This window comes from Frigoribacterium sp. Leaf263, from assembly GCF_001422285.1.
Classification (GTDB): domain Bacteria; phylum Actinomycetota; class Actinomycetes; order Actinomycetales; family Microbacteriaceae; genus Frigoribacterium.
The window spans coordinates 25,412-48,292 of sequence record NZ_LMMO01000004.1; the positions used below are offsets into that span (position 1 = coordinate 25,412).

Genomic DNA, 22,881 nt, shown 5'->3' on the forward strand with positions numbered 1-22,881 from the left:
CGACGGCAGGCGCACCGACCGTGACCACGATCGTCACCCCGACCGATCCCGTCCCGCCGACCCGGCAGGGACGCACCGAGCGAGCGCAGGAGGCGCGGGTCGCCGCGCCCCGCCGGCTCACCCCTCGGTCGGTCGGGGTGACGATCGCGCTGGTCGCCGTCGTCGTGCTCCTCGCCCTCGTCGACGTCACGCAGGGCACCGCCGACGTGGGGCCCCGCCAGGTGTGGCAGGCCCTGACGGGGACCGCGACGGCGGGTGACGCGTCCGTGGTGGTCGCATCGCGCCTCCCCCGCATGGTCGCCGGTCTCGTCGTCGGGATCGCCCTCGGTGCGGCCGGGGCCGCGCTGCAGCAGATCAGCCGCAACGTGCTCGCATCGCCCGACACGCTCGCCGTCAACGCGGGCGCCGCCGCGGCGCTGGCCGTCGCCGCGGTGACCGGTCTGACGCTGCCGCTGCTGGCCTCGTCGGGCGTCGCCTTCGCCGGCGGTCTCGCGGCGGCCGCCGTCGTGCTGGCCCTGTCGGGGCTCGGATCGGGCACCGTTCGTCTCGTGCTGGCGGGCAGCGCCCTCGCCCTGGGGCTCGCCTCGGTGACGAGCGCGCTGCTCCTGCTGTTCCCGCAGCAGACCGTCGGCCTGTACCAGTGGGGGCAGGGCAGCATCTCGCAGAACGGCTTCGCGGGCGTCGCCCAGCTGACGCCCGTCGTCGTGGTCGGCCTCGTCGTGCTGCTGCTCTGCTCGACCCGCATCGACGCGCTCGCCCTCGGCGACGACGCGGCGCGGAGCGTCGGGGTCGACGTCCGCACCACGCGCGTGGTCGCGGTGCTGGCCGCCGTGCTGCTCTCGGCCGCCGCCGTGACCCTCGCCGGGCCGATCGGCTTCGTCGGACTGTGCGCCCCCGCCCTGGTGCGACTGATGCGGCGGGTCGTCCCCGCCGTCCGGCGCTCGGTCGTGCTGATGCCGCTCGCAGGGCTCGCCGGGGCCGGGCTCGTGCTCGGCGCCGACGTGCTGCTGCGGGCGCTGGTCGGAGCCGAGGCCTCGGTGCAGGTGCCCACGGGCCTCGTGACCTCGCTGCTCGGCGCGGTGTTCCTCGTCGTGCTGGCGTTCCGCGCCCGCGACCACGCCGGGGCGACGCCGGTCGAACGCCACCCGATCGTGTCGCGCCGCCGGTACGTCGTGACGGTGGTCGTCGTCGCGGCCGCGCTGCTCGGCGTCGTCGTCGGCTCGGTGCTGCTCGGCGACACGAAGCTGCTGCTGGGCGACGTCGTCAACTGGGTCGGCGGCCGGTCGGGCCCGATCGTCAGCTACGTGCTCGACACCCGTGTGCCGCGCGTGGTCGCGGCCGTCACCGCCGGGGCCGCTCTCGCCCTGGCCGGCTCGCTCGTGCAGGGGGCGACCCGCAACCCGTTGGCCGAGCCCGGCATCATCGGCGTGACCGGCGGGGCCGGACTCGGCGCCGTGCTGCTCGTGACCACGGTGCCCGCCGCCACGGGCTGGAGCGTCGCCGCCGCCGCGTTCGCCGGCGCCGTGCTCGCCTCGCTGATCGTCTTCGGACTCGCGGCGCGCAGCGGCTTCGCCCAGAACCGCCTCGTGCTGATCGGGATCGGCGTCGCGACGGCGACCACCGCCTCCATCAGCCTCCTGATCGTCCTGACCGACCCGTTCAACGGGGCGAAGGCGCTCACCTGGCTGTCGGGATCGACGTACGGCCGCACGCTCCCCGACTCGGCGCCCGTCGCGGTGGCCCTGGTGCTGGCGCTCGTCGTCGTGGCCGGACGTCGCCGCAGCCTGGACCTCGTGGGGGTCGACGACGACACGCCGCGCCTCCTCGGGGTGTCGCTGTCGCGGTCGCGCCTGGTGTTCCTGTCGCTGGCCGTGCTGCTGACCGCGACGGCCGTCTCGGCGGTCGGCGTCGTCGGCTTCGTCGGCCTCGTCGCACCGCACGCGGCCCGCGCGCTGGTCGGACGCCGGAGCGCCCGCGTCGTGCCGGTCGCCGTGCTGCTCGGCGCCCTGCTCGTGGGGCTGGCCGACGTGCTCGGACGCACCGCGATCGCACCCGCCCAGCTCGGCGCGGGGCTGCTGACCGCCGTGATCGGGACGCCGTACTTCGTCTGGCTGCTCTGGCGCGGACGCCGCTGACGCTGACGCCGCTGCGGGTGTGGCATGCCGCCGAGACCATCGACTGCCCGAACGACGCAATCGACGCCCGACGACGCGCTCAACGCTCGAACGACGCACTCGACGCCCCGGGCGACGCGCCCGGCGCCCCCACGTCGCTAGCCTGGGCGACGGCAGCGGCGTCGACGGCGACCCCGCGCCATCGACACGAGGAGGACGCATGCTCAAGGGCATCGATCCGATCCTGGGAGGCGCGCTGCTGCACCTCCTGGACGACATGGGCCACGGCGATCAGCTGCTGGTCGTCGACCGCAACTTCCCCGCAGCGTCGACGGGGCTCCCCGTGGTGCGGGTGGGCGAGGCGACGATGTCGCGGGTGATCGGGGCGCTGCTCGGCGTGTTCCCCCTCGACGAGTTCGTCGACACGCCCCTCGAGCGCATGGAGGTCGACGGCGATCCGGCCGTCACCACCGCCGAGCAGGACGCCGTGCTCGACATCGCCCGCGCAGCGCACCCGAAGCCGCTCGAGTGGGGCGTCATCCCGCGGCTCGACTTCTACGAGCGCGCCCGCGGGGCGTTCGCCGTGGTGCACGTGCTCGACCCGGCCCCGTGGGGCTGCTTCGTGCTGCAGAAGGGCGTCGTCTTCGACGAGTGACCCCGGGAGGCGCAGGTCGGCCGGACCCAGGAGGCGCGGGTCATGTGGCCGCACCACCTCCCGACCTCGCACGGTGGTCCGAACAGGCCCCTCCGCAAGAACCGGAGGGCACCTTCCGCCCACTCAGCCCTGGCGGGCGACCGCGCGATCGGCCTGCTCGCGCGTGAGGTCGGTGAGCCCGCCGCAGTTGCTGCACTGGTTCGTGTACCGCGATCGGACGGTGAACAGCGGCACGAAGAACAGCGTGAACCTCGTCGCGAGCTTCTCGACGCGCTGCGGCACGTTCTTGTCGCAGTAGCCGCAGATGAACACGACGGTCACGAGCAGGGTGCGGCGGACGGACGTGCCGAAGAGGAGGAACATGCCTCGACCGTAGTCCGCCCCGATGTCACGACCCCGACGGCTGCATCGGGTGCGCCGCGACCCACACACGCACGCCTCCAGCGTCCGGCATCCGGCACTAGGCGCGGGCCGCGGGCCGCGGGCCGCGAGGCCGGCCGCCTGGGCGACGGGTGTTGCGTGATCGTGACGACCCGCGCCTCCTCGGCTTGATAGCGTCGGATGATGGGGACGACTACGCGACTGTGGCAGGGGTTCATCGGCGGAGCGGCGGCGGTGATGCTGCTGGCCGGGTGCACGGCAGGAGGTGCGGGTGACGGCGGATCCGCCGGCCCCACCCCCACGGGCGGCGGCGACTCCAGCCCGTCGGCCGACCCCTCGTCCTCGTCGACGCCGTCCTCCGATGCCGGCGGCGCCTCGGCCGAGCCCGTGACCGAGGTCGGTCTCGACTGCGCCGGCCTGCTCGACTCCGCCACGGTCAGCGCCGTGCAGGGCGAGTGGGTGTCGCAGGACTACTACGCGCGGGCCGACGCCGAGCCCTCCGACTACGCGGTGGCCCAAGAGGGCGGGATCGTCTGCACGTGGAACAACGGCCGGGCCTCCGACGGCAAGAACAATCCGATCCCCCGCAGCGGCTACACGGGTCTGCTGGTGCAGGTGCTGCCGCACGCCGACGAGCAGTACGCGCAGCTCGTGGCGACCTACGACGGCGACCCCGGCCTCGACTGCTTCGGCAACATGAGCGTCGAGAACCAGAGCCTCGCCGGCTGCACCTTCGACACGCTGATCGACGGCACCTGGGTGAGCCTGCTCGCGACGGGCCTCGACGTGCCCGAGGGCAGCACCTCCGAGAAGGCGATCGACCCGATCGTCCGCGAGATCACCGATGCGGTGACGGCAGCCGACGTCTCCGACGAGCCGTGGCCGCTCGGCGGGGCGCTGCCGAACTGGACGTGCGATGTCGACCAGCCCTACGACGCGGCCGCCCTGGGACTCGACGGCGAGACCCGCATCGAGCTGGCCGGGGGCGGCTACTCGGTGTACGCGGCGGCCTGGCAGCGCGCCCAGGCGTCGAACTGCTTCACGGCGCTCGACGGCGCCGGCGCCCCGCAGACGTCGATCATCGAGGAGAGCGCGCTGGTCGGCGGCGCCTGGGCTCTCGACCAGCGCCTCGCGTTCGGGCACGTCGACCCGGCGTCCGAGGTCGAGGTGACCGGTCTCGCCGAGGGCGACCGCGCCTACCGCACCTGCGCCGAGACGTGCATCACCGACCTGGTGCTCGGCGACGACTGGGTGCGCCTGAGCGTGAACCCGGTCGCGATCCCCGACGTCGAGGCCACCAGCGTCGCGCTGACCGAGCAGTACGTGGCGCGCGCGGCGGCGTAGGCGCGACGGCGGCTGCCTGGACCACCGGCACCTCCTCGTCCAGACTGGAGCGCATGGCACCCCGGATCACCGACGCGACCACCAAGGCCGGCATCGTCATCGTCGGCTACATCGCCGTGTTCATGCTCGGACTCACGTCGGCCCTCCTGGTGGGCGGTGTCGGCGGCACCATCGCGAGCGTCGCGCTCGCTCTGGCCGTCGTGCTGTTCTGCGCCCGCACGTTCCGGGCCCCGGGCGAGCCGATCGCGCCGCCCCGCCCCTGGTGGAAGCTCACGGGCGGCCGCACGTCGGGTCTCGTCGTCGGGGGCCTCTGCGTGCTGCAGGTCGTCGGCCAGCTGGCGTCGGCACGGGTGTCCGACGGGGCCGGCTGGAGCCTCCCCGCCGCGCTGCTCTCCGCCGTGCTCGCCGCGGCGTTCGTGCACTCGGCCCTGCGGCAGCCGGCCCGCCGGGCCTCGCCCGACGCGTAGCGGAGAAGCCCGGACCAGATCCTGAGCGGTACGCGCCGGAGCTGGAGAGGGACCGGAGCCGAGGAGGCGCGAGACGGTCGGTGGAGCGAGTGACGGGAATCGAACCCGCGCTACCAGCTTGGGAAGCTGGAGTTCTACCATTGAACTACACTCGCGTGCCGCGTCGGACGCGGACCAGTCCACTATAGCGACCCGCGCCTCCTCGGCCGCTCCGACCATCGGACGCCCGCGGATCGAGTGGTCGGAAGATGACCTGCACTCCCCCGCGACGAGCATGTTCCGACCACTCGAGGCAGGGGCGCGCGACTAGTGCGGCCCGACGCCGACGATCCGCAGGTCGAGCGACGGCTCGAGCAGGTCGGGCTCGAGAGCAAGCCGCCCGAGGAGGCTCTCGGCCACGTCGCGGGCGACGCGCGGCCCGGAGGCCTCGTCGCTCACGGCGATGTCCAGCGTCACACGGGTCTCGGCCCGCGACGCGACGATGCCGACGATCGGCGCCGAGGGCCCCGTCGCCGGCGAGTCCGAGCCGGCCCCGCCAACGCCCCCGTCGCCAGCCGGGTCGCCGTCGCCTCCGTCGCCCCCGCCGACCACCGCGGTCAGCCCGTCGACCGCGCGCCGCATCGCCGTGCCGAACCCCGGGCGCGCCTGCACGCGCACCACGCCGGGCGTCTCGGCGGCGAGCGCCCCGAGCTCGGTGGCCAGTCGTGACAGCTGCCGATCGTCCATCACAGACCTCCGTCGTGTTCGTCGTCGAGCTGGTGCACGTCGCGCACGGTCACGTCGACGCCTTCGACGACGAGCTCCGTCTGCTGCTCGAGGTGCCGCACGACCGCGAGACGGACCTCGTCGGCGAGCGGCTGCACCGCCACGCCGTAGAGGGCGCTGATGGCCACGTCGACCGTCACGATCGCGTCGGGCTGCGCGACGTCGCCCACGATGGCGCACGAGATGACGAGCGCCCCGTCGACCGCGTCACCCGCCTCGCGGATCAGGCCGCGCACGGCCCCCTCGGTGATGTGGAGGGTCGTCCGCTCGTGGGTCGAGGTGAGCGGGATCTCGCGACCCGAGCGGGACTCGAGGCGCACCCGACTCATGACGTCGGCGATCCACGACGGGGCCGGGGCGGGCGTCGCGGCGACCTCGTCGCTCAGCAGCTGGTCCGAGACGCCGCGGAGCCGTCGCAGCGCGTTGAGCTGGGCGAGCGCAGACGGGTCGTCCTCGATGAGGGGGTCGTAGGGCTGCCGGCCCTCGTCGAGGTAGTCGGCGATGCGCTCGAGGCTCACACCGTCGTCGGGCGCGGCGTCGACGGCGGCGTCGAGCTCGGCCTCCGCGTCGGCCGTCGTCACGGCGTCACCGGCGGCGACGGCGCGGTCGGGGTCGAGCCCCTGCGCGAGGGCATCCGCCGTCGCGTCGGCGCCGGCGGTCGACGGGGTGGTCTCGGCGGGATCCGAGGAGGCGCGGGTCGGCCCGCTCTCGTCGCCGTCGTACCCGGAGGAGCGGGTCGGGTCGTCGCTCATCGCCAGGCCTCCATCTCTCGGGTCAGTGTCTCTCGGGCCCGGGCCAGCAGGCCTCGGACGGCGGTCACGGACGTCCCCAGGGTCTGGGCGATGTCGGCGTACGACTCGCCTCCGACCTCGCGGAGCGTCCAGACCTGGCGTTGGGTCTCGGGCAGACGGCGGAGCGCCTGACGCAGCCCCGACATCGCGTCGCCGGTGACGACGGCCCGCTCGGGATCGTCCCGGCCGCCCGGCTCGCTCGGCAGCTCGAGCTCGTCGACGTCGCTCGCGGGGCGCCGCGACCGCACGAGGTCGAACGACTTGCGCGACACGATGCGCATCATCCAGCCGCGCACGGCGGCCGGCTCCGACAGGGTCGGCAGCTCGCGCCAGATGGCGATCGACGCCTCCTGCACGGCGTCGTTCGCGTCGGCGCGTGAACTCGTCAGCCGGGTCGCGTAGGCGGTCATGAGACCGAGGTGCCGGCGGAGCAGCTGCTCGAAGGCCCTCTCGTCGCCCTCCGCGGCGCGCGACGCGAGCACGGCATCGGCCGCATCGGACAGGTCGACCGCCACCGCGCCTCCTCGGCTGTGTCGGGGCGAGGGCACATCGCTGTGACCCGACGCCCGGTGCTCCGGTAGAACGGAGCGGGACAGGGAATCCGGACGGGCACCGTGACGATGTCGCCGCCGAACGCGTCCTGCAGACGACTAAACCACGAAACCACCGCGCACACCGACAGTCAGGACACTCCATGAGCGACATGACCCCGACCACCCTCACGACCGGCCCCTCGGCGGCCTCCCTCTCGGGCGCCGGCTCCGGCGCGGCCTCCGGCGCCACCGGCCGCACGGTCATCGCCGACGCGGTCGTGGCGAAGGTCGCCGGCATCGCCGCCCGCGACGTCCCCGGCGTGCACGCGCTCGGCGGAGGCGCCGCTCGCGCGTTCGGCGCCCTCCGCGACGTCGTCGGCAGCCAGGACCTCGCCCAGGGCATCCGCGTCGAGGTCGGCGAGACGCAGGTCGCGGCCGACGTCACCGTCGTCGTCGAGTACCCGCTGCCGATGAGCGAGGTCGCCGACGAGGTCCGAGCCGCCGTCGCCGCCGCCGTCGAGCAGCTCATCGGCATGGAGGTGGCCGAGGTGAACGTCGTCATCGTCGACGTGCACATCCCCGGCGTCGACGATGACGACGAGACGACCGCTCCCGCCACGACCCGCGTCCGCTAGGCGGGGCTTGCCGGCGCCAGCGCGTCAGCGCGTCAGCGCGCGAGCGCGCCAGCGCGTCAGCGCACGGCGAGGAGGATCTTGCCGCTGTGCTCGCCCGTCGCCATGCGCTCGTGCGCTGCGGCGGCGGACTCGAGCGGGAACACGCTGTCGAGCACCGGGCGCACGTCGCCGCGGGCCACGAGCGGCCACACGTGCTCGCGCACCTGCGCCATGATCTCGCGCCGCTCCTCCAGCGGACGGGCGCGCAGCGTGGTGCCCCAGATGCGGGCGCGCTTCGCCATCAGCGCGCCGACGTCGATCGTGGCGTCCCGGCCGCCCTGGGCGGCGATCACCATGATGCGACCGCCGACGGCGAGCGCCTCGACGTCCCGGGCGAGGTAGTCGCCGCCGACCAGGTCGAGCACGACGTCGACGCCGCGCCCGTCGGTGAGCTCGTCCACGACGGCGACGAAGTCGTCGCGCTTGTAGTCGATGCCGCGGTCGGCGCCGAGCTGCTCGCAGAACTCCACCTTGTCGGGGGTGCCGGCGGTGGCGTAGACGGTCGAGCCGAGCGCCTTGGCCATCTGGATCGCGATCGACCCGACGCCGCTCGATCCGCCGTGGACGAGCAGGGTCTCGCCGGGCTGCAGCTGCGCGTTCATGAACACGTTCGACCAGACGGTGGCGACCGCCTCGGGCAGACCGGCCGACTCGACGAAGTCGAGGCCCTTGAGGTACGGCAGCACGAGCCCGGCGTCGACGGCCACCCGGTCGGCGTAGCCCCCGCCGGGCAGCAGCGCGACGACGTGCTCGCCCAGGGAGGCGCTGGTCACCTCGGAGCCGATCGCCACGACGGTGCCACTCACCTCGAGCCCCGGCCAGGCGGGCGCACCGGCGGGCGACGGGTAGTGCCCCTCGCGCTGATTGACGTCGGCGCGGTTGACGCCGGCCGCGGCGACGTCGATGACGACCTCGTGCGGCCCGGCGACGGGCTCGGGCACCTCGCTGACGATGAGGGCGCGGGGCCCTCCGGGCACGGGGACGGTGACGGCACGCATGACCCCATCCTCCTCCAGACCCGGCGACGACGTCGTCGCGGTGGCTAGAGTTGCCGGGTGCTGCTCTCCGATCACGACATCAAGCTCGAGCTCGACGCGGGCCGCATCGGCCTCGACCCCTACGATCCGACGCTGATCCAGCCGTCGAGCATCGATGTGCGGCTCGACCGGCTGTTCCGCCTGTTCGACAACCACAAGTACCCGTTCATCGACCCGGCCGTCGAGCAGCCCGAGCTGACCCGCCTGGTCGAGACCCCCGCCGACGAGCCGTTCATCCTGCACCCGGGCGAGTTCGTGCTCGGCAGCACGTACGAACTGGTCAGCCTGCCCGACGACGTCGCCGCGCGTCTCGAGGGCAAGAGCTCGCTCGGCCGACTCGGCCTGCTGACGCACTCGACGGCCGGCTTCATCGACCCCGGCTTCAGCGGCCACGTCACGCTCGAGCTGTCGAACGTCGCGACCCTGCCGATCAAGCTCTGGCCGGGCATGAAGATCGGCCAGCTCTGCTTCTTCCGGCTCAGCTCGCCGGCCGACCACCCCTACGGATCGAGCGAGTACGGCTCGCGCTACCAGGGGCAGCGCGGCCCGACCGCGAGCCGCTCGGCGCAGTCGTTCGTGCACACTGACGTCAGCCGCTAGCCGGTCGGCGTCGCCCGCTGACGGCGTCGAGCCGAGGAGGCGCGGCGCGGCTCTCCGCCGCCCCTCTCGAAGAGAAGGGGGGCGCGGGGAGAAACCCGACATCTCAACCCGCGCCCCCGTGACTCGCGATCCTGAACCGGTCATCGCGAGGCGTAGTCATCTTCTAATGGATCCTCATCTTTCGCGACCGCCTGGACGCAGAACGAATTAGCAGGACGACGGGCGAAGATCAATCCCCTTGCAGCACCGTACGCGCCTTGATACGACGCACCGCGCCGTCAGGACTCGAGCGTCTCGCGCGGCGAACGGCCGTAGGCCGCGAGGTAGATCGCCGAGAACCGTCCGGCGTGGGCGAAGCCCCAGCTCGCGGCGATGCCCGCCACCGTGTGACCGAGCGTCGGGTCGCCCGCCACGAGGTCGCCGTGCGCCCCGCGCAGCCGCGCCTGACGGAGCTCCGCCATCGGCGTCGTGTCGAGGTGCTTCCGGAACGCCAGCTGCAGCCCGCGCGGCGTCAGCCGGGCCGCCTCGGCGATCTCGACGACGCCGATGTCGTCGTGGGCGTGCTCGTCCATGAAGGCCATCGCGCGCCGCACCGTCGACGGCAGCTGCCGCCCCTCGCCCCGGTGGTCGAGCGGCACCGCCGTCGTCGAGAAGCCCTCGACGAATGCGGTGACGAGGGTGCGGAACGCTGCCGTCCGCACGAGCGGACTCGACATCGCGGCGTCGTTCTGCACGAGCTGCCGCAGGTGGGCGGTCACCGACCGCCAGTGCTTCTGATGCGACGCCGAGACCATGCTCATCGACGTGAGGTGCAGACCCCGTGGGGCCGCGAGCCCGAGCGAGGCGAGCTCCTTCTCGACGGAGTCGCGGTCGATCATGATCTGCGACAGCTCGAGGTGATCCCACTGGGTGTCCTTCACGCGCTTGCTCGAGAAGGCGATCGTCGAGCCCGACTCGCCCCGCACCTCCTCGACGCCGTCGGAGACCGTGACCCGTCCGCCGACCACCGTCGCGATGCTGAAGTACGGGATGGGGTCGCTGATCGTGCGGAGGACGCCGCCGTACTCGAGGTGCCCGACGGCGAACCGCGGCTCACCCGTGACCGAGCGACGGAACCGGAAGGAGTCGCCGGGCGCGCCCGCGTCGAGCGACTGCAGTTTGTAGACCCGGTGCAGTATCTCGTGCGCCACGGCAGGGTCTGCTGTCTCGATGCTTCGGACGCGGGGATCCGCGAAGGGGTTCGGCGACATGGCACTCGGCCCGGGTTCGGGTGATGGCCCGTGCGAACAGGGTCCTGGCCCGCACGAGCTCGTCGACCTGATCCGTCGACTGGCCGAAGCCTACCCCGGATCGGGCTCGGAGCGTAGCGTCGCCGCCATGGACTACAGAACTCTCGGAAACAGCGGCGCCTCCGTGTCGGAGCTGACACTGGGCACCATGACCTTCGGCGCAGAGGCCGACGAGACCACCTCGCACGCTCTCCTGGACGCCTTCGTCGCAGCCGGCGGCACGCTCGTCGACACCGCCGACGTCTACAGCGCGGGCGTCTCGGAGCAGATCATCGGACGATGGCTGGCTCAGCACCCCACCGAGGCGGCCCAGGTCGTGCTCGCCACGAAGGGTCGGTTCCCGATGGGAGACGGCCCCAACGACGTCGGGCTCTCGCGCCGCCACCTCGCGACCGCCCTCGACGCCTCGCTGACCCGGCTCGGCGTCGAGCACGTCGACCTCTATCAGATGCACGCCTGGGATCACCTCACCCCCATCGACGAGACCCTGCGCTTCCTGGACGACGCCGTCAGCGCGGGCAAGATCGGCTACTACGGCTTCTCGAACTACCTCGGCTACCAGGTGACGAAGGCCGTCGGCCGCGCCGCGGCGCTCGGCTTCGCGCCGCCGGTGACGCTGCAGCCGCAGTACAACCTGCTCGTCCGCGACATCGAGCACGAGGTCGTCCCCGCCTCGCTCGACGCGGGCATCGGCCTGCTGCCCTGGTCGCCGCTCGCCGGCGGCTGGCTGAGCGGCAAGTACACCCGCGACCAGGCCCCCACCGGCGCCACCCGCCTCGGCGAGGACCCGAAGCGGGGCATGGAGGCCTGGGAGGCGCGGAACGCGGACGAGCGCACCTGGAACGTCCTCGACGAGGTCACCTCGATCGCCGCCGCCCACGACGCGTCGGCGTCGCAGGTCTCGCTCGCGTGGCTGCTCCGCCAGCCCGCGGTGACGTCGGTGATCCTCGGCGCCCGCTCGGTCGAGCAGCTCGACGACAACCTCGGCTCATCGGACGTCGCGGTCGCGCTGACCGACGACGAGGTCGCCCGCCTGTCGGCCGCGAGCGCGCCTCGCATCGACGACTACCCGTACGGCACCGCCGGCGTCGCGCAGCGCGCCCGCAGGCTCGCCGGCGGCCGCTAGCCGCTCGCGCCGGCGCGCCGCGCCGCGCAACACCCCGTTTTCCGCGCTACACCCGCATCCTTCGGGGTGCCGCGCCGAAAACGGGGTGTCGCGCCGGGCGGCAGCGCGCTGCACCCCGTTTTCCGCGCTACACCGGCATCTTTCGGGGTGCCGCGCCGAGAACGGGGTGTCGCGCTGAGCGGCGCCAGCGACGGCGGCGGGCGCGGCGGCGGCGGCGGCGGCCGCGGCGGCGCGGCTCAGCGGTGCAGCGAGCGGGTGGCGCCGACGCGACCGCGGGCGATGCGCACGGCCACCGTCACCACGAGCACGACGAGAGCCGCGATGATCGCCGCGACGCCGGCCACCGTGTTCTCGGGTTCGCCGAGGAGGCGGCCCACGGCGATCCACGACAGGCCCCAGCTCAGCGACAGGGCGGGGGCGATGCGTCCGCGCCCGGCGAAGGCGATCGCGACGCCGACCAGGGCCGCGATGCCGAGCACCACCGCCGACCAGAAGCCGGCCGGCAGACCGAAGCCGTCGAAGCCGGCGTCGACCAGACCGGCGGCGATGTTGGCGACCGTGGCGACGCTGACCCAGCCGAGGTAGAGGCCCATCGTGCCGTCCGTCACGACGGCGTCGACCCAGCCGCCCGAGGCGGTGTGGAAGCAGATGACGAAGATGCGCGCCAGCACGAGCAGCAGCGCGACGATCACGGCCGCGCCCAGCCAGACGCTGCCGAGCTGCACGGCCGCGAAGAGCCAGCCCGCATTCAGCAGCATCGACGCGGCGACCCAGTAGCCCAGGCGGCGGTGGCGCGTGACGGCCCGCTGGCGCGGCAGGGCCTGGTAGACCGCGTAGGCGATCAGGCCGAGGTAGATGACGCTCCAGATGCTGAACGCCGTCGTCGCCGGGGCGACGGTCGTGGCCGTGGCGCTCAGCGCGCCGCCGGCCGCGTCGGACACCGAGACGCCGCCGAACGCCCCCGAGCCGAAGGCCGCGAGGGCGACGGCGACGAGGGCGCTGACGAACACGACGATCTGACGGACGACGTCGGCGCCGGTCGCGGGCGAGGCGGTGTCGTCGGGGGTGCTGGTGCGGACGCGGTTCTCGGTGCTCATGCGATGAACGCTAGTCGCGCCTCCCGCCGATTTCTCTTAGCAACTAAAACGATCAGCGACCTGTCAGGCGGCGGGCTTCCAGCGGCGCAGCAGCTGAGCGTTCAGCGCGACGATCACCGTCGACAGGCTCATGAGCACCGCACCGGCCGCAGGCGAGAGCACGAAGCCCACGCCGGCCAGCACACCGGCGGCCAGCGGCACCGACAGCACGTTGTAGCCCGCACCCCAGACGAGGTTCTGGATCATCTTCCGGTAGCCGACCCGCGACAGCGAGATCACCGAGAGCACGGCCCGGGGGTCGTTCGATGCGAGCACCACACCGGCCGACTCGACGGCGACGTCGGTTCCCGCCCCGATCGCGATCCCCACGTCGGCGCGGGCCAGGGCCGGGGCGTCGTTGACCCCGTCGCCGACCATCGCCACCCGCTGACCGCGCTGCTGCAGCTCGGCGACGCGGGCGTCCTTCTCGTCGGGGCGCACCTCGGCGAACACCTCGTCGATGCCGAGCTCGCGCCCGACGGCCTCGGCCACCGGTCGCGCGTCGCCCGTGATCATCGCGACCCGCACGCCCGCGTCGTGCAGCCGACGCACGGCCTCCGCCGACTCGGGGCGCACCTCGTCACGCAGGGCGAACGCCGCCTCGAGGACGCCGTCGCGCACCAGGTACAGCACCGTGGCGCCGTCGTCGGACCACGGGCCGGTCGCCGCGGCGATCTCCTCGGGCACCGGGTGGCCGCCGTCGCGCAGCAGACCGGGGCCGCCGACGGCGACGCGGACGCCGTCGACCGTGCCCTCCACCCCGCGACCCGTCGAGGTGCGGAAGTCGCTGACGACGACCCGCGCCTCCTCGGCTCCCGCCTGAGGCGACTCGGCCGCGGCGCGGACGATCGCCCGAGCCAGAGGGTGCTCGCTGTCGCGCTCGACGGCGGCCGCGAGACGGAGCGCGGCGTGCCGACGGTCGTCGGACGAGCCGGAGGCCGAGGAGGCGGTCGTCACGTCCGTCACGACGGGCTCGCCCCGCGTGAGGGTGCCGGTCTTGTCGAACAGGACGGTGTCGACCAGACGCATGCGCTCGAGGGCGAGGCGGTCCTTCACCAGCACGCCGGCGCGGGCGGCGCGCTCGGTCGAGATGGCGATGACGAGGGGGATCGCGAGACCGAGGGCGTGCGGGCAGGCGATGACGAGCACGGTGACCGTGCGGGTGATCGCCTGGTCGACGTCGCCGATCAGCAGCCAGACGACGAACGTGATGACGCCGGCCCCGGCCGCGAACCAGAACAGCAGGGCCGCCGCACGATCGGCGAGGGCCTGCGCCCGCGACGACGACGCCTGCGCCTCGGCCACCAGGCGCCGGATGCCGGCGAGCGCCGTCCCCTCGCCGACCGCCTCGACCCGGACGCGGAGGGTGCCGTCGGTGGCGACCGTGCCGGCCACGACGCGGTCGCCGACGCTGCGCGTGACCGTGCGCGACTCGCCCGTGATCATCGACTCGTCCACGGCGGCCCGGCCGTCGACGATGCTGCCGTCGGCGGGCACGCGTCCCCCCGAGCGGACGAGCACGACGTCGCCGATCTCGAGCTCGGCGATCGAGACGGACTCGGTCTCGGCTGCGGCAGGGTCGGCTGCGGCCGCCTGGGCGGCTGGGGCGGGCGCTGCGCTGGGGGCGGCTTCGGCGGGGGCGGCTGCCGTGGGGGCGGCTGCGGCCTGACCGGCGGGGGCCTGGCCGGCTGACGCGGCGCTGACGACGCGTTCGGCGCTGTCGGGCAGCAGGGCCGCGAGGGCGTCGAGCGCTCCGGAGGCGGCGCCGAGGGCCCGCATCTCGATCCAGTGGCCGAGCAGCATGATGACGACGAGGAGGGCGAGCTCCCACCAGAAGTCGAGGTCGAGACCGCCGATGCCGAGCTGGGTCGCCCAGCTGGCGGCGAACGCGACCGTGATCGCCATGGCGATGAGCAGCATCATGCCCGGCTGCTTGGCCCGGGCCTCGGCGACCCCGCCGCTGAGGAACGGCCAGCCACCCCAGAAGAAGAGGAACGTGCCGAGGACCGGCGAGATCCAGGTCGCTCCGGGGAGATCGGGCATGTCGTAGCCGAGCAGCCCGGCGAACATCGGGCTGAACACGATCACGGGGATCGCGACCACGAGACTCACCCAGAACTTGTCGCGGAACTGCGCGGCGTGGTCGCCGTGGCCGTGGCCCGCGTGACCTCCGTGACCCGCATGCGCGTCGTGACCCGCATGCGCGTCGTGACCCGCATGCGCGTCGTGACCGGCGTGCTCGTCGCGACCCGCGCCTCCTGCGGTCTCGGCGGGGTGGGTGCTGTGCTCGTGCCCGGAACTCATACGCATACCCTAGGGGGGTATCCACGAGACCGCCAGCCCCGGTGCCACGAGCCGAGGAGGCGCGGCGCGGTCAGCCTGCAGCTCCCGTCGGTCAGCCCCCGACCGGCGGCCCCACCATGAGCAGCACGACGAACACGACGACGACGCCCACGACGAGCAGACCGAGGGAGAGCCAGAGGTGGCCGAGCATCCAGCGCAGCAGACGATCGAGCGGTCGGCGGTCGCGGGGGTCGTCCGTGGCGACGCGTCGCCAGTCGCCGCGGAGTCGGCCGGAGCGGTCGATCCAACGCTCCACGGGGACCGACGCGTAGGGAACGACGGCGCTCGCCAGCGCCGCCAGCGTCACCCCGGCCGACCACCGCTGGTTCACCGCCACGACGACCCCGGCGACCAGGTACGCGAGGAACACGAAGCCGTGGATCGGCCCCGCGATGCTGACCGGCCAGTCGCCGACCCGGGCGACGTACTTGAGCAGCATGCCGCCGATCAGCAGCGACCAGGTCACCACCTCGGCGACGGCGAACGAACGGAAGAGGGTGGGAGGCGACACGAGTTGCTCCTGATGAAGGGGCCGACGGGGTACGGCGTCCATGCTCGCAGCCCCGGCTGAGCGGTCGCCCGCGAGCGATGTCCGGCCCGCGGCGACCTCGCCGGGCCGGGCACCGCTGCTGGGCAGACCCCGAGGAGGCGCGGTGCAGGGCGCCCACGCCGCCGGCGCGGGCGGTCCCTGAGTCCCGACCCGCGCCTCCTTGGTTGCATGGGGGCATGACGACACTCGCGATCATCGGAGCAGGCAAGGGGCTCGGCGCTGCCGTGGCCCGACGATTCGGCCGGGAGGGCTTCAGCGTCGCGCTGATCTCACGGCACCAGGGGCGGCTCGACGCGCTGGCCGCCGAGCTCGGCGCCGACGGCGTCACGGCGCAGGGCTTCACCGCCGACGTGCGCGACCCCGCGAGCCTCGCGGCCGCGCTCGAGCAGGCGACCGAGCAGCTCGGGCCGATCCAGGTGCTGCAGTACAGCCCTCTGCCGCAGAAGGACTTCATGCGACCCGTGCTCGAGACGACGCCCGCGGACCTCGTCGGGCCGATCGAGTTCTCGGTCTACGGACCCGTCGCGGCCGTGCACCAGGTGCTGCCGGGCATGCGGTTCCTGCCCGGGGGCGGCGGCACGATCCTCTTCGTCAACGGCGGCTCGGCCGTGACCCCCGGCAAGAACCTCACCGGCACGTCGATCGCGTTCGCCGGCGAGACCGCGTACGCGCAGCTGCTGCACGAGGTGCTGGCCGACGAGGGGATCCACGTCGCGCAGCTGATCATCCCCGGCGGCATCGACCCGCAGAGCGAGGGCAAGAACCCCGACGCCCTGGCCGAGCTGCTCTGGCAGCAGCACGTCTCGCGGAGCACCTTCCGCACCACCGCGCCCGAGGCGTAGCCCGCCCGGGCGCGCCGGGCCGGGCCCGCCCGGCCCGGCGCACTGCCGCGCTGCCGCGCTGCCGCACTGCCGCGCTGCCGCGCTGCTGGCGCTACACCCCGGAAACCGCGCCACACCCCGAGAAATGAGGGTGCGGCGCGGTTTTCGGGGTGTGGCGCGGCCGTGCGGGCCGCCCCGCTGCCGCACTTGCCGCGCTGCCGCACTGCCGCGCTGCCGCGCTGCCGCGCTGCCGCACTGCCGCGCCGCCGCGCTGCCGGCGCTACACCCCGAAAACCGCGTCACACCCCGAGAAATGAGGGTGCGGCGCGGCTTTCGGGGTGTGGCGCGCCTGCGCAAGGCCGCAGGCCCTGCGGGCTACACGCCTCCGAAGCGCTCGGTGCGGACGCGGGTCGGCGCGTGCCCGAGTTCGATCAGCCAGCCCGCGACGGCCTCGACGAACGAGTTCGCACCGCAGACGTAGACCAGCGGGTGCTCGGCCGCGGGCAGCACGAGCGACTCGAGCTCGTCGCGGGTCAGGCGTCCGGCCGGCCGGCCGTGCCCGTCGGGAGCGACCCGGCTGTAGACCCAGTCCACCGTCAGCCCGCCCGTCCGACCGTCGGCGGCCGAGACCCCGACGGCCGAGACCTCGGCGGCCGAGACCCCGGCTGCCGAAACCCCGACGGCCGAAACCCCGACGGCCGAAACCCCGGCGGCCGGGACCCCGACTCCCGAGACCTCGGCGGCCGAAACCCCGACGGCACGGGCCGAGGAGGCGCGCACGGCCTCGTCGAGCTCGCCGACGTACCACCGCGCCCCGGGGTCGCGCACCGAGGCGAGCAGACGCATCGGGGGTGCGTCCCGACCTCGCACCCGCACCATCGCCATCAGCGGGGCGAGCCCCGACCCTCCGGCGATCAGCTGCACCGGCACGTCGCGCAGCGGCGTCGCGCCCGGCGGCTCCGGCAGCACGGCGTGCACGGCGGAGTCGGGCTCGAACTCGGTCGGCGGCCAGACGAACCAGCCGCCGATCGGGCCACGGACCTCGATCGGGTCGCCGGGCTCGGCCGCGTCGACCAGATAGGGCGAGACCTCGCCGTCGTCGAGGCGCTCGACGGTGACCTCGATCTGCGGGACCGGACCCGCGCCTCCTGCGCCTCCCACGCCTTCCGCGCCTCCCACGCCGTCGGACGCCGCAGGCACCGCGGGCACCGCAGGCACCGCGGGCACCGCGGAGGCGCGGACGTCGCTCAGCGAGTACGACCGCACGGCCGTGTAACCGTCGTCGGCGGTCAGCCGCAGGTCGACGTGCTGGCCGGCTCGCGCGGGGCGGAGGCCGGGCACCGCGAAGGTCAGCGACCGGGCCCCGGGCGTCTGCGCGACCGACGAGACGATCGAGGCGGGCAACCAGGCGTACGGGTCACCGACGAGGCCGGCCTCGCCTGCCCCGCCTGCCCCGCCTGCCCCGGTGGACGGCTCGCTCACGCGTAGCGCTCTTCCTTCCAGGGGTCGCCGTGGGGGTGGTAGCCCATGCTCTCCCAGAAGCCGCGGCGGTCGGTGGCCATGGTCTGGAGGCCCTGCAGCCACTTCGCGCTCTTCCAGAAGTAGAGCCCGGGCACGAAGAGCCGGGCGGGTCCGCCGTGCTCGGCGTGCAGCGGTGCGCCCTCGTACGTGTCGACGACCCAGGCCCTGCCGCCGAGCAGCTCGGTCAGAGGCAGATTCGTCGTGTACCCGCCGTGGCTGGTCGCCATCGCGTACTCGTGCTGCGTCTCGAGGCCGTCGAAGAGGGTGTCGAGCGAGACCCCGCTCCAGTGGGTGCCGAGCTTGCTCCAGCTGGTGACGCAGTGGATGTCGGTCTCGATGTCCTCGTGCGGCAGCGCCTGGAAGTCCGACCAGCTCAGCGAGCGCTGGGCCGTCTCGGTCGCGATCTGCAGCTCCCAGCGTTTGATGTTCGGCGTGGGGCCGGCCGACAGCACGGGGAACCCGTTCTCGAGGTACTGCCCCGGGGGGAGGCGCGGGTCGGCTGCGCGCCGCCTGCCGAGCCCGCTGAATCCGGCCATGGTGCGCCTCCTGAGGTCCGTGGTCCGCCTCACCCTAGCGAGCGACGGCGGGCGTCGGCGCGACACGGACTCTGCGATGACGCTGGGAGAACGTTGACCCCGGCATGGGTGGAGGTCGTACGGTGGACGGAGGTCAACTCGAAAGGACCCCACATGGCTGAGTACACCCTGCCCGATCTCCCCTACGACTATGCAGCGCTCGCGCCGCACATCAGCGCGAAGATCATGGAGCTGCACCACTCGAAGCACCACAACACGTACGTGACCGGTGCGAACACGGCCAACGCCGCCCTCGCCGAGGCCCGCGAGACCGGCAACCTGGCCAACGTGAACAAGCTCGAGAAGGACCTCGCGTTCAACCTCGGCGGCCACGTCAACCACTCGATCTTCTGGACGAACCTGACCCCCGACGCCGGCGAGCCCACGGGCGACCTGCTCGAGGCCATCGGCTCCGAGTTCGGCGACCTCGAGAAGTTCAAGGCGCACTTCACCGCGACCGCTCTCGGCGTGCAGGGCTCCGGCTGGTCGGTGCTCGCGTACGACGTGCTCGGCGAGAAGCTCAGCGTCTTCCAGCTCTTCGACCAGCAGGGCAACGTGCCGTTCGGTCTCGTGCCGCTGCTCATGCTCGACGTCTGGGAGCACGCCTACTACCTCGACTACCAGAACGTGCGCGCCGACTACGTCAAGGCCTTCTGGAACATCGTGAACTGGGACAACGTCGCGGCCCGCTACGCCGCCGCGACCACCAAGACGCAGGGCCTGCTGACCGGCTTCTGATCGTCTCGATCGTCTCTCTCCGAGGGCGCGTCCGCTTCGGCGGACGCGCCCTCGCGTCGTCTCCTCCCCCGCCCGGCCCACTGCACCCCCAGGCTGAATCCGGAGCCGAGGAGGCGCGGCTCACCCCGCATCTCGCCTAACGTGACGGCATGACGAACGTACGGCGGTGGGGGCGGCACGTCGTCGCGCCGATCAGCGCGATCGTCTACTTCGGCTTCTGGGTCGCCAGCACCTGGGGCAACGGCGGGGTCGCCGACAACGCCGTCGTCTTCGGGCTCTTCGCCCTGGCGATCGGGCTCGCGTACTGGATGCCCACGACGGCGCTCGTGCTGGTGGTCGTCGTGCCGGTGCTGCAGCTCTTCGGCATCGTCGAGGCCCCTCGAGAGGACACCTGGGGGGCGTACGTCGCGATCGCCCTGGTGATGTTCTTCGTCGCCGTCCGGCCGTCGCCCTGGCTGCGTCTCGCGGCTCTGCTGATCGCCGCGGGGGTGGCGGCCCTCGGCGCGTGGCTGCTGGCCGTGCCGACGATCACCCGCCCCTACGTCTGGAGCAGCTGGGTCGGCACCGGCGCCGCCGGCGGGCTGCGACTCGAGTTCTCGCTGCTGACCGCCGCGCTCTTCGGCGTCTTCGCCGGGGCGTGGGCGATCGGCGTGGCCTTCGCGAGCATCCGGCGGGTGCTGGTCATCCGGCGCGCCCTCGAGGCCACCGAGACCCGGTTCGAGGCGACCGACTTCGAGCTCCGCATCGCCCAGGAGCGTGCGCGCATCTCGCGCGACGTGCACGACGCGCTGGCGCACTCGCTGGCCGTCGTCGTGTCGCAGGCCCAGGGCGCGATCGCGTTGCAGCACACCCGCCCCGAGGTCACCGCCGAGTCGCTGCAGAACATCGCCGACGTCGGGCGAACGGCGCTGCTCGACGTGCGACGCCTCGTCGAGCGCATCACGCAGGACGACGACGTGACGGCGCCCCGCGAGACCCTCGCCGACATCGACGGCCTGGTCTCGTCGATGAGCGAGGTCGGCATGGCCATCACCGTCACGTCGCAGGGCGAGCCCGGCGATCTGGCCCCCTCGCAGGAGCTCGCCGTCTACCGGATCGTCCAGGAGAGCCTGACGAACGCCCTCAAGCACGCCGGCACCACGAGCACGGTGGTCATCGCCCTCGACTGGAGCGAGCCGGGGCTGTCGCTGCTCGTCACCTCGCGAGGGCGAGGCGCCCCTCTGGTCGCCGCCCGCGCCGGGGTCGACCGCGGAGCCGGGGTGCGGGGCATGACCGAGCGGGCCCGCCTGGCCGGCGGCTGGCTCACGGCTCAGCCGTCGAGCGACGGGTCGGCCTTCGAGGTGACCGTGTTCGTGCCGACCCGGCGGCGCGCCGACTCGGCCCGCACCTCCGGGGCGTCGACGGGCAACTACCCGCGCACCCTGCTCGACGGAGCGGGCGCGCCGGCCGCATCGGCCCCTGCCGCCCCTCCCCGCGCCTCCTCCCCTGCCGCCGAACACGACGAGAGAGACCTCCATGCCTGACCTCACCGAGCCGGCCCGCGTGATCCGCGTGGCGGTCGTCGACGACCAGCCGCTCTTCGCGTCGGGGCTGCGGATGCTGATCGAGGCGCAGCCCGACCTGGCGTGCGTCGGCACGGCCGTCGACGGTCGCGAGGCGCTCGAGCTCGTCGCCCGCGAGTCGCCCGACGTCGTGCTGATGGACCTCCGCATGCCGGTGATGAACGGGCTCGAGGCGACGGCGCGGATCCTCGACGGGGTGTCGCCCGACGATCTGCCCCGGGTCGTCGCGCTGACGACGATCCAGCGCGACGAGGCGGTCTTCGGCGCGTTGAAGGCCGGGGCGTACGCGTTCCTCACCAAAGACGCGACACCCGACGACGTCATCACGACGATCCGCGCGGCTTACGCGGGCGACCCCGTGCCGACGGCGGGCGCCGCGCTCGACGTCGTGCACGAGTTCGCCGTGCCCCCGACCGCGCCGCCCCGGGTCGACCCGCTCGCGCCGCTGTCGCCCCGCGAGCGCGAGATGTTCACCCTCGTCGCCCGCGGGCTCAGCAACACCGAGATCGCGACCGAGGCGTATCTCAGCGAGGCCACGGTCAAGAGCCACGTCCGGTCGGTGCTGCAGAAGCTGGGCATGCGCAACCGCGTGCAGATCGTCGTCTTCGCCTACGAGAACGGCGTGGTGTCGGGCTCCGACCGGAGGCGCGGGTGACCTCGCGAGAGCCCCTCGCCCGACGGGTCACCGCCGTCGCCGTCGGGGTGATCGTCGCCGGGGTGATCGCGGTCGGCATCCCGGCGAACGCCCCCTACGAACTGCCGGAGCCCCCTGAGCAGAACCGGGGCGACTGGGTCATGCCCCTCGACCGGTACATGGGCCCCAGCACCACGCGTCTGACCTACGCCGAGGAGCTGCTGATCGAGCCGTGCCTGCAGGAGGCCGGCTTCACCGACGTCGAGGTGCCCTGGCGCGACGTCGACGCGGCGACGAACGCGCTCGAGTCGCAGGCGGTGCGGGCCTTCGACCTGAGCGACGCCCGGGCACGCGGCTATCACGTGGCGCCGACCGACGACCCCGGGGCCACGGCCTGGCGCACCTACTCGACGACGGTGTTCGCCGATCCGGTCTTCGAGGCGCGGATGCGCTGCGGCGACGAGGTGCTGAGCGAGCATCCCGAGCTGGCGCAGGACGACCTGACGTCGTCGATCGCGATCCGCCTGAGCGACGCCGCGTTCTCGGAGGCGCGCCGCGACGACGACGTGCTCGACACCGCCGACGAGTGGCGGTCGTGCCTGATCGACAGCGACGTCTTCGAGTCGGGGACGTTCGCGACGGAGGCGCTCGAGAAGACGCTCCCGCGGTCGCCCGCGGGGATGCCCACCGTCGAGATGGCCTCGGAGTTCGGCTCCGGCGACCCGTCGTCACCGATCAGCAGCGACGAGATCCGACTGGCGACGGCGGATGCGGCCTGCCGGGAGTCGTCGGGCTACCTGGAGGCGCTCTACCAGGCCGAATGGCGGCGTCAGCTGACGGTGCCGCACGACTACGGCGAGCTGCTCGCCCAGGTCGACGTCGAGCAGGTCGCCCAGGCGAACCGGACGGTCGAGCGGGTGCTCGAGACGCGGACGCCCGCGCGGCGATAGGGGCGGGGCCGGCCGCCGTAGCGCCTCTCGGTGGCGGTGAAGAGCCCCTGTGCGGGGGCTGCACATCCGTGCAACGGGTGCCTAAACTGCGATCAGAGGGACAGCAGGGGATCGGGGGCGATCTGTCGGCCTGGTCTGCAGTACGCCCGCGAGCAGATCAGGCCCGCAGGTCCTGCGCCTGTGCGTGCCGGCGTCGGGGGTCGACTCACCTGCCGCCTGCGGAGGACCCCTTCCCTCGACGAGCGATTACGCATCCACTCGTAATGGCTCGTCGG

23 protein-coding genes and 1 tRNA gene are annotated in these 22,881 nt (G+C 73.4%); 12 read left to right on the plus strand and 12 right to left on the minus strand.

What is annotated here, in order from left to right; all coding sequences use genetic code 11:
- Window positions 1-20: 20 nt before the first annotated feature.
- Together ASF17_RS09315 and ASF17_RS09320 are read left to right on the plus strand one after the other, a co-directional pair.
- On the plus strand, window positions 21-2,135 hold the full coding sequence (locus ASF17_RS09315; protein ID WP_268761067.1) for an iron ABC transporter permease: 2,115 nt from the start codon (window positions 21-23) through the stop codon (window positions 2,133-2,135).
- A gap of 199 nt (window positions 2,136-2,334) precedes the next feature.
- Window positions 2,335-2,769 carry an RbsD/FucU family protein gene (locus tag ASF17_RS09320; protein ID WP_055798705.1) on the plus strand — a complete coding sequence of 145 codons (435 nt, stop codon included), beginning with the start codon at window positions 2,335-2,337 and terminating at the stop codon, window positions 2,767-2,769.
- 123 nt (window positions 2,770-2,892) lie between these two features.
- Here ASF17_RS09320 and ASF17_RS09325 read toward each other — a convergent pair whose 3' ends face one another.
- Window positions 2,893-3,132, minus strand: coding sequence for a zinc-ribbon domain-containing protein (locus ASF17_RS09325; RefSeq protein ID WP_055798708.1), 240 nt, complete (start codon window positions 3,130-3,132; stop codon window positions 2,893-2,895).
- Between the two features lie 198 nt (window positions 3,133-3,330).
- Between ASF17_RS09325 and ASF17_RS09330 the strand changes: the two genes are divergently transcribed.
- Window positions 3,331-4,494, plus strand: a complete 1,164-nt coding sequence (locus ASF17_RS09330) for a hypothetical protein (RefSeq protein ID WP_055798713.1) — start codon at window positions 3,331-3,333, stop codon at window positions 4,492-4,494.
- Window positions 4,495-4,547: 53 nt separating this feature from the next.
- Entirely contained in the window at window positions 4,548-4,961 is a 414-nt protein-coding gene (locus tag ASF17_RS09335) for a hypothetical protein (protein ID WP_055798716.1), read from the plus strand.
- 81 nt (window positions 4,962-5,042) lie between these two features.
- Here the strand turns inward: ASF17_RS09335 and ASF17_RS09340 are convergent.
- The 4 genes from ASF17_RS09340 to ASF17_RS09355 form a co-directional block, all read right to left on the minus strand.
- Window positions 5,043-5,116: transfer RNA gene (locus ASF17_RS09340), tRNA-Gly, on the minus strand.
- A 151-nt stretch (window positions 5,117-5,267) separates the two neighbouring features.
- Window positions 5,268-5,687 (minus strand): hypothetical protein, encoded by a 420-nt coding sequence (locus ASF17_RS09345; protein WP_055798719.1) that lies wholly within the window; start codon window positions 5,685-5,687, stop codon window positions 5,268-5,270.
- Window positions 5,687-6,478: an Asp23/Gls24 family envelope stress response protein gene (locus ASF17_RS15550; RefSeq protein WP_055798724.1), complete on the minus strand. Its 792-nt coding sequence runs from the start codon at window positions 6,476-6,478 to the stop codon at window positions 5,687-5,689. The genes ASF17_RS09345 and ASF17_RS15550 overlap by 1 nt, the downstream gene beginning before the upstream one ends.
- Window positions 6,475-7,032, minus strand: coding sequence for an RNA polymerase sigma factor (locus ASF17_RS09355; RefSeq protein WP_235476516.1), 558 nt, complete (start codon window positions 7,030-7,032; stop codon window positions 6,475-6,477). The genes ASF17_RS15550 and ASF17_RS09355 overlap by 4 nt, the downstream gene beginning before the upstream one ends.
- Window positions 7,033-7,211: 179 nt before the next feature.
- Here ASF17_RS09355 and ASF17_RS09360 point away from each other — a divergent pair, with 179 nt between their 5' ends.
- Window positions 7,212-7,685, plus strand: coding sequence for an Asp23/Gls24 family envelope stress response protein (locus ASF17_RS09360; RefSeq protein WP_055798730.1), 474 nt, complete (start codon window positions 7,212-7,214; stop codon window positions 7,683-7,685).
- Between the two features lie 56 nt (window positions 7,686-7,741).
- Here ASF17_RS09360 and ASF17_RS09365 read toward each other — a convergent pair whose 3' ends face one another.
- On the minus strand, window positions 7,742-8,722 hold the full coding sequence (locus ASF17_RS09365) for an NAD(P)H-quinone oxidoreductase (protein ID WP_055798733.1): 981 nt from the start codon (window positions 8,720-8,722) through the stop codon (window positions 7,742-7,744).
- 57 nt (window positions 8,723-8,779) lie between these two features.
- On the opposite strand from ASF17_RS09365, the gene dcd reads away from it, so the two are divergent.
- Window positions 8,780-9,361 carry a dCTP deaminase gene (dcd, locus tag ASF17_RS09370; protein ID WP_055798737.1) on the plus strand — a complete coding sequence of 194 codons (582 nt, stop codon included), beginning with the start codon at window positions 8,780-8,782 and terminating at the stop codon, window positions 9,359-9,361.
- 278 nt (window positions 9,362-9,639) lie between these two features.
- On the opposite strand, the gene ASF17_RS09375 is transcribed toward dcd, so the two are convergent.
- Window positions 9,640-10,551, minus strand: coding sequence for a helix-turn-helix domain-containing protein (locus tag ASF17_RS09375; RefSeq protein WP_055798740.1), 912 nt, complete (start codon window positions 10,549-10,551; stop codon window positions 9,640-9,642).
- 187 nt (window positions 10,552-10,738) lie between these two features.
- On the opposite strand from ASF17_RS09375, the gene ASF17_RS09380 reads away from it, so the two are divergent.
- Complete coding sequence (locus ASF17_RS09380) at window positions 10,739-11,776, plus strand: aldo/keto reductase (protein WP_055798744.1); 1,038 nt, start codon at window positions 10,739-10,741, stop codon at window positions 11,774-11,776.
- A 236-nt stretch (window positions 11,777-12,012) separates the two neighbouring features.
- Here ASF17_RS09380 and ASF17_RS09385 read toward each other — a convergent pair whose 3' ends face one another.
- The 3 genes from ASF17_RS09385 to ASF17_RS09395 all read right to left on the minus strand — a co-directional run bounded on the left by ASF17_RS09385 (window position 12,013) and on the right by ASF17_RS09395 (window position 15,766).
- Window positions 12,013-12,873 (minus strand): TspO/MBR family protein, encoded by an 861-nt coding sequence (locus ASF17_RS09385; RefSeq protein WP_055798747.1) that lies wholly within the window; start codon window positions 12,871-12,873, stop codon window positions 12,013-12,015.
- Between the two features lie 63 nt (window positions 12,874-12,936).
- Window positions 12,937-15,216, minus strand: coding sequence for a copper-translocating P-type ATPase (locus ASF17_RS09390; RefSeq protein ID WP_082475242.1), 2,280 nt, complete (start codon window positions 15,214-15,216; stop codon window positions 12,937-12,939).
- A 91-nt stretch (window positions 15,217-15,307) separates the two neighbouring features.
- Entirely contained in the window at window positions 15,308-15,766 is a 459-nt protein-coding gene (locus ASF17_RS09395; protein WP_235476517.1) for a DUF3817 domain-containing protein, read from the minus strand.
- Between the two features lie 215 nt (window positions 15,767-15,981).
- Here ASF17_RS09395 and ASF17_RS09400 point away from each other — a divergent pair, with 215 nt between their 5' ends.
- Complete coding sequence (locus ASF17_RS09400) at window positions 15,982-16,647, plus strand: SDR family NAD(P)-dependent oxidoreductase (RefSeq protein WP_055798758.1); 666 nt, start codon at window positions 15,982-15,984, stop codon at window positions 16,645-16,647.
- A 354-nt stretch (window positions 16,648-17,001) separates the two neighbouring features.
- Here the strand turns inward: ASF17_RS09400 and ASF17_RS09405 are convergent, their stop codons facing one another.
- The gene (locus ASF17_RS09405; protein ID WP_055798762.1) at window positions 17,002-18,108 is read right to left on the minus strand and encodes a hypothetical protein; all 1,107 of its coding nucleotides are present in this window, start codon (window positions 18,106-18,108) and stop codon (window positions 17,002-17,004) included.
- Complete coding sequence (locus ASF17_RS09410; protein WP_055798765.1) at window positions 18,105-18,683, minus strand: molybdopterin-dependent oxidoreductase; 579 nt, start codon at window positions 18,681-18,683, stop codon at window positions 18,105-18,107. Before ASF17_RS09410 ends, ASF17_RS09405 begins: the two co-directional genes overlap by 4 nt.
- A 153-nt stretch (window positions 18,684-18,836) precedes the next feature.
- Here ASF17_RS09410 and ASF17_RS09415 point away from each other — a divergent pair, with 153 nt between their 5' ends.
- The 4 genes from ASF17_RS09415 to ASF17_RS09430 all read left to right on the plus strand — a co-directional run bounded on the left by ASF17_RS09415 (window position 18,837) and on the right by ASF17_RS09430 (window position 22,606).
- The gene (locus ASF17_RS09415; RefSeq protein ID WP_055798767.1) at window positions 18,837-19,460 is read left to right on the plus strand and encodes a superoxide dismutase; all 624 of its coding nucleotides are present in this window, start codon (window positions 18,837-18,839) and stop codon (window positions 19,458-19,460) included.
- Between the two features lie 149 nt (window positions 19,461-19,609).
- Window positions 19,610-20,983: a sensor histidine kinase gene (locus ASF17_RS09420; RefSeq protein WP_055798771.1), complete on the plus strand. Its 1,374-nt coding sequence runs from the start codon at window positions 19,610-19,612 to the stop codon at window positions 20,981-20,983.
- Window positions 20,976-21,677, plus strand: coding sequence for a response regulator (locus ASF17_RS09425; protein WP_235476518.1), 702 nt, complete (start codon window positions 20,976-20,978; stop codon window positions 21,675-21,677). The genes ASF17_RS09420 and ASF17_RS09425 overlap by 8 nt, the downstream gene beginning before the upstream one ends.
- Window positions 21,674-22,606 (plus strand): hypothetical protein, encoded by a 933-nt coding sequence (locus ASF17_RS09430; RefSeq protein ID WP_055798773.1) that lies wholly within the window; start codon window positions 21,674-21,676, stop codon window positions 22,604-22,606. Before ASF17_RS09425 ends, ASF17_RS09430 begins: the two co-directional genes overlap by 4 nt.
- The last annotated feature ends 275 nt before the right edge of the window (window positions 22,607-22,881 follow it).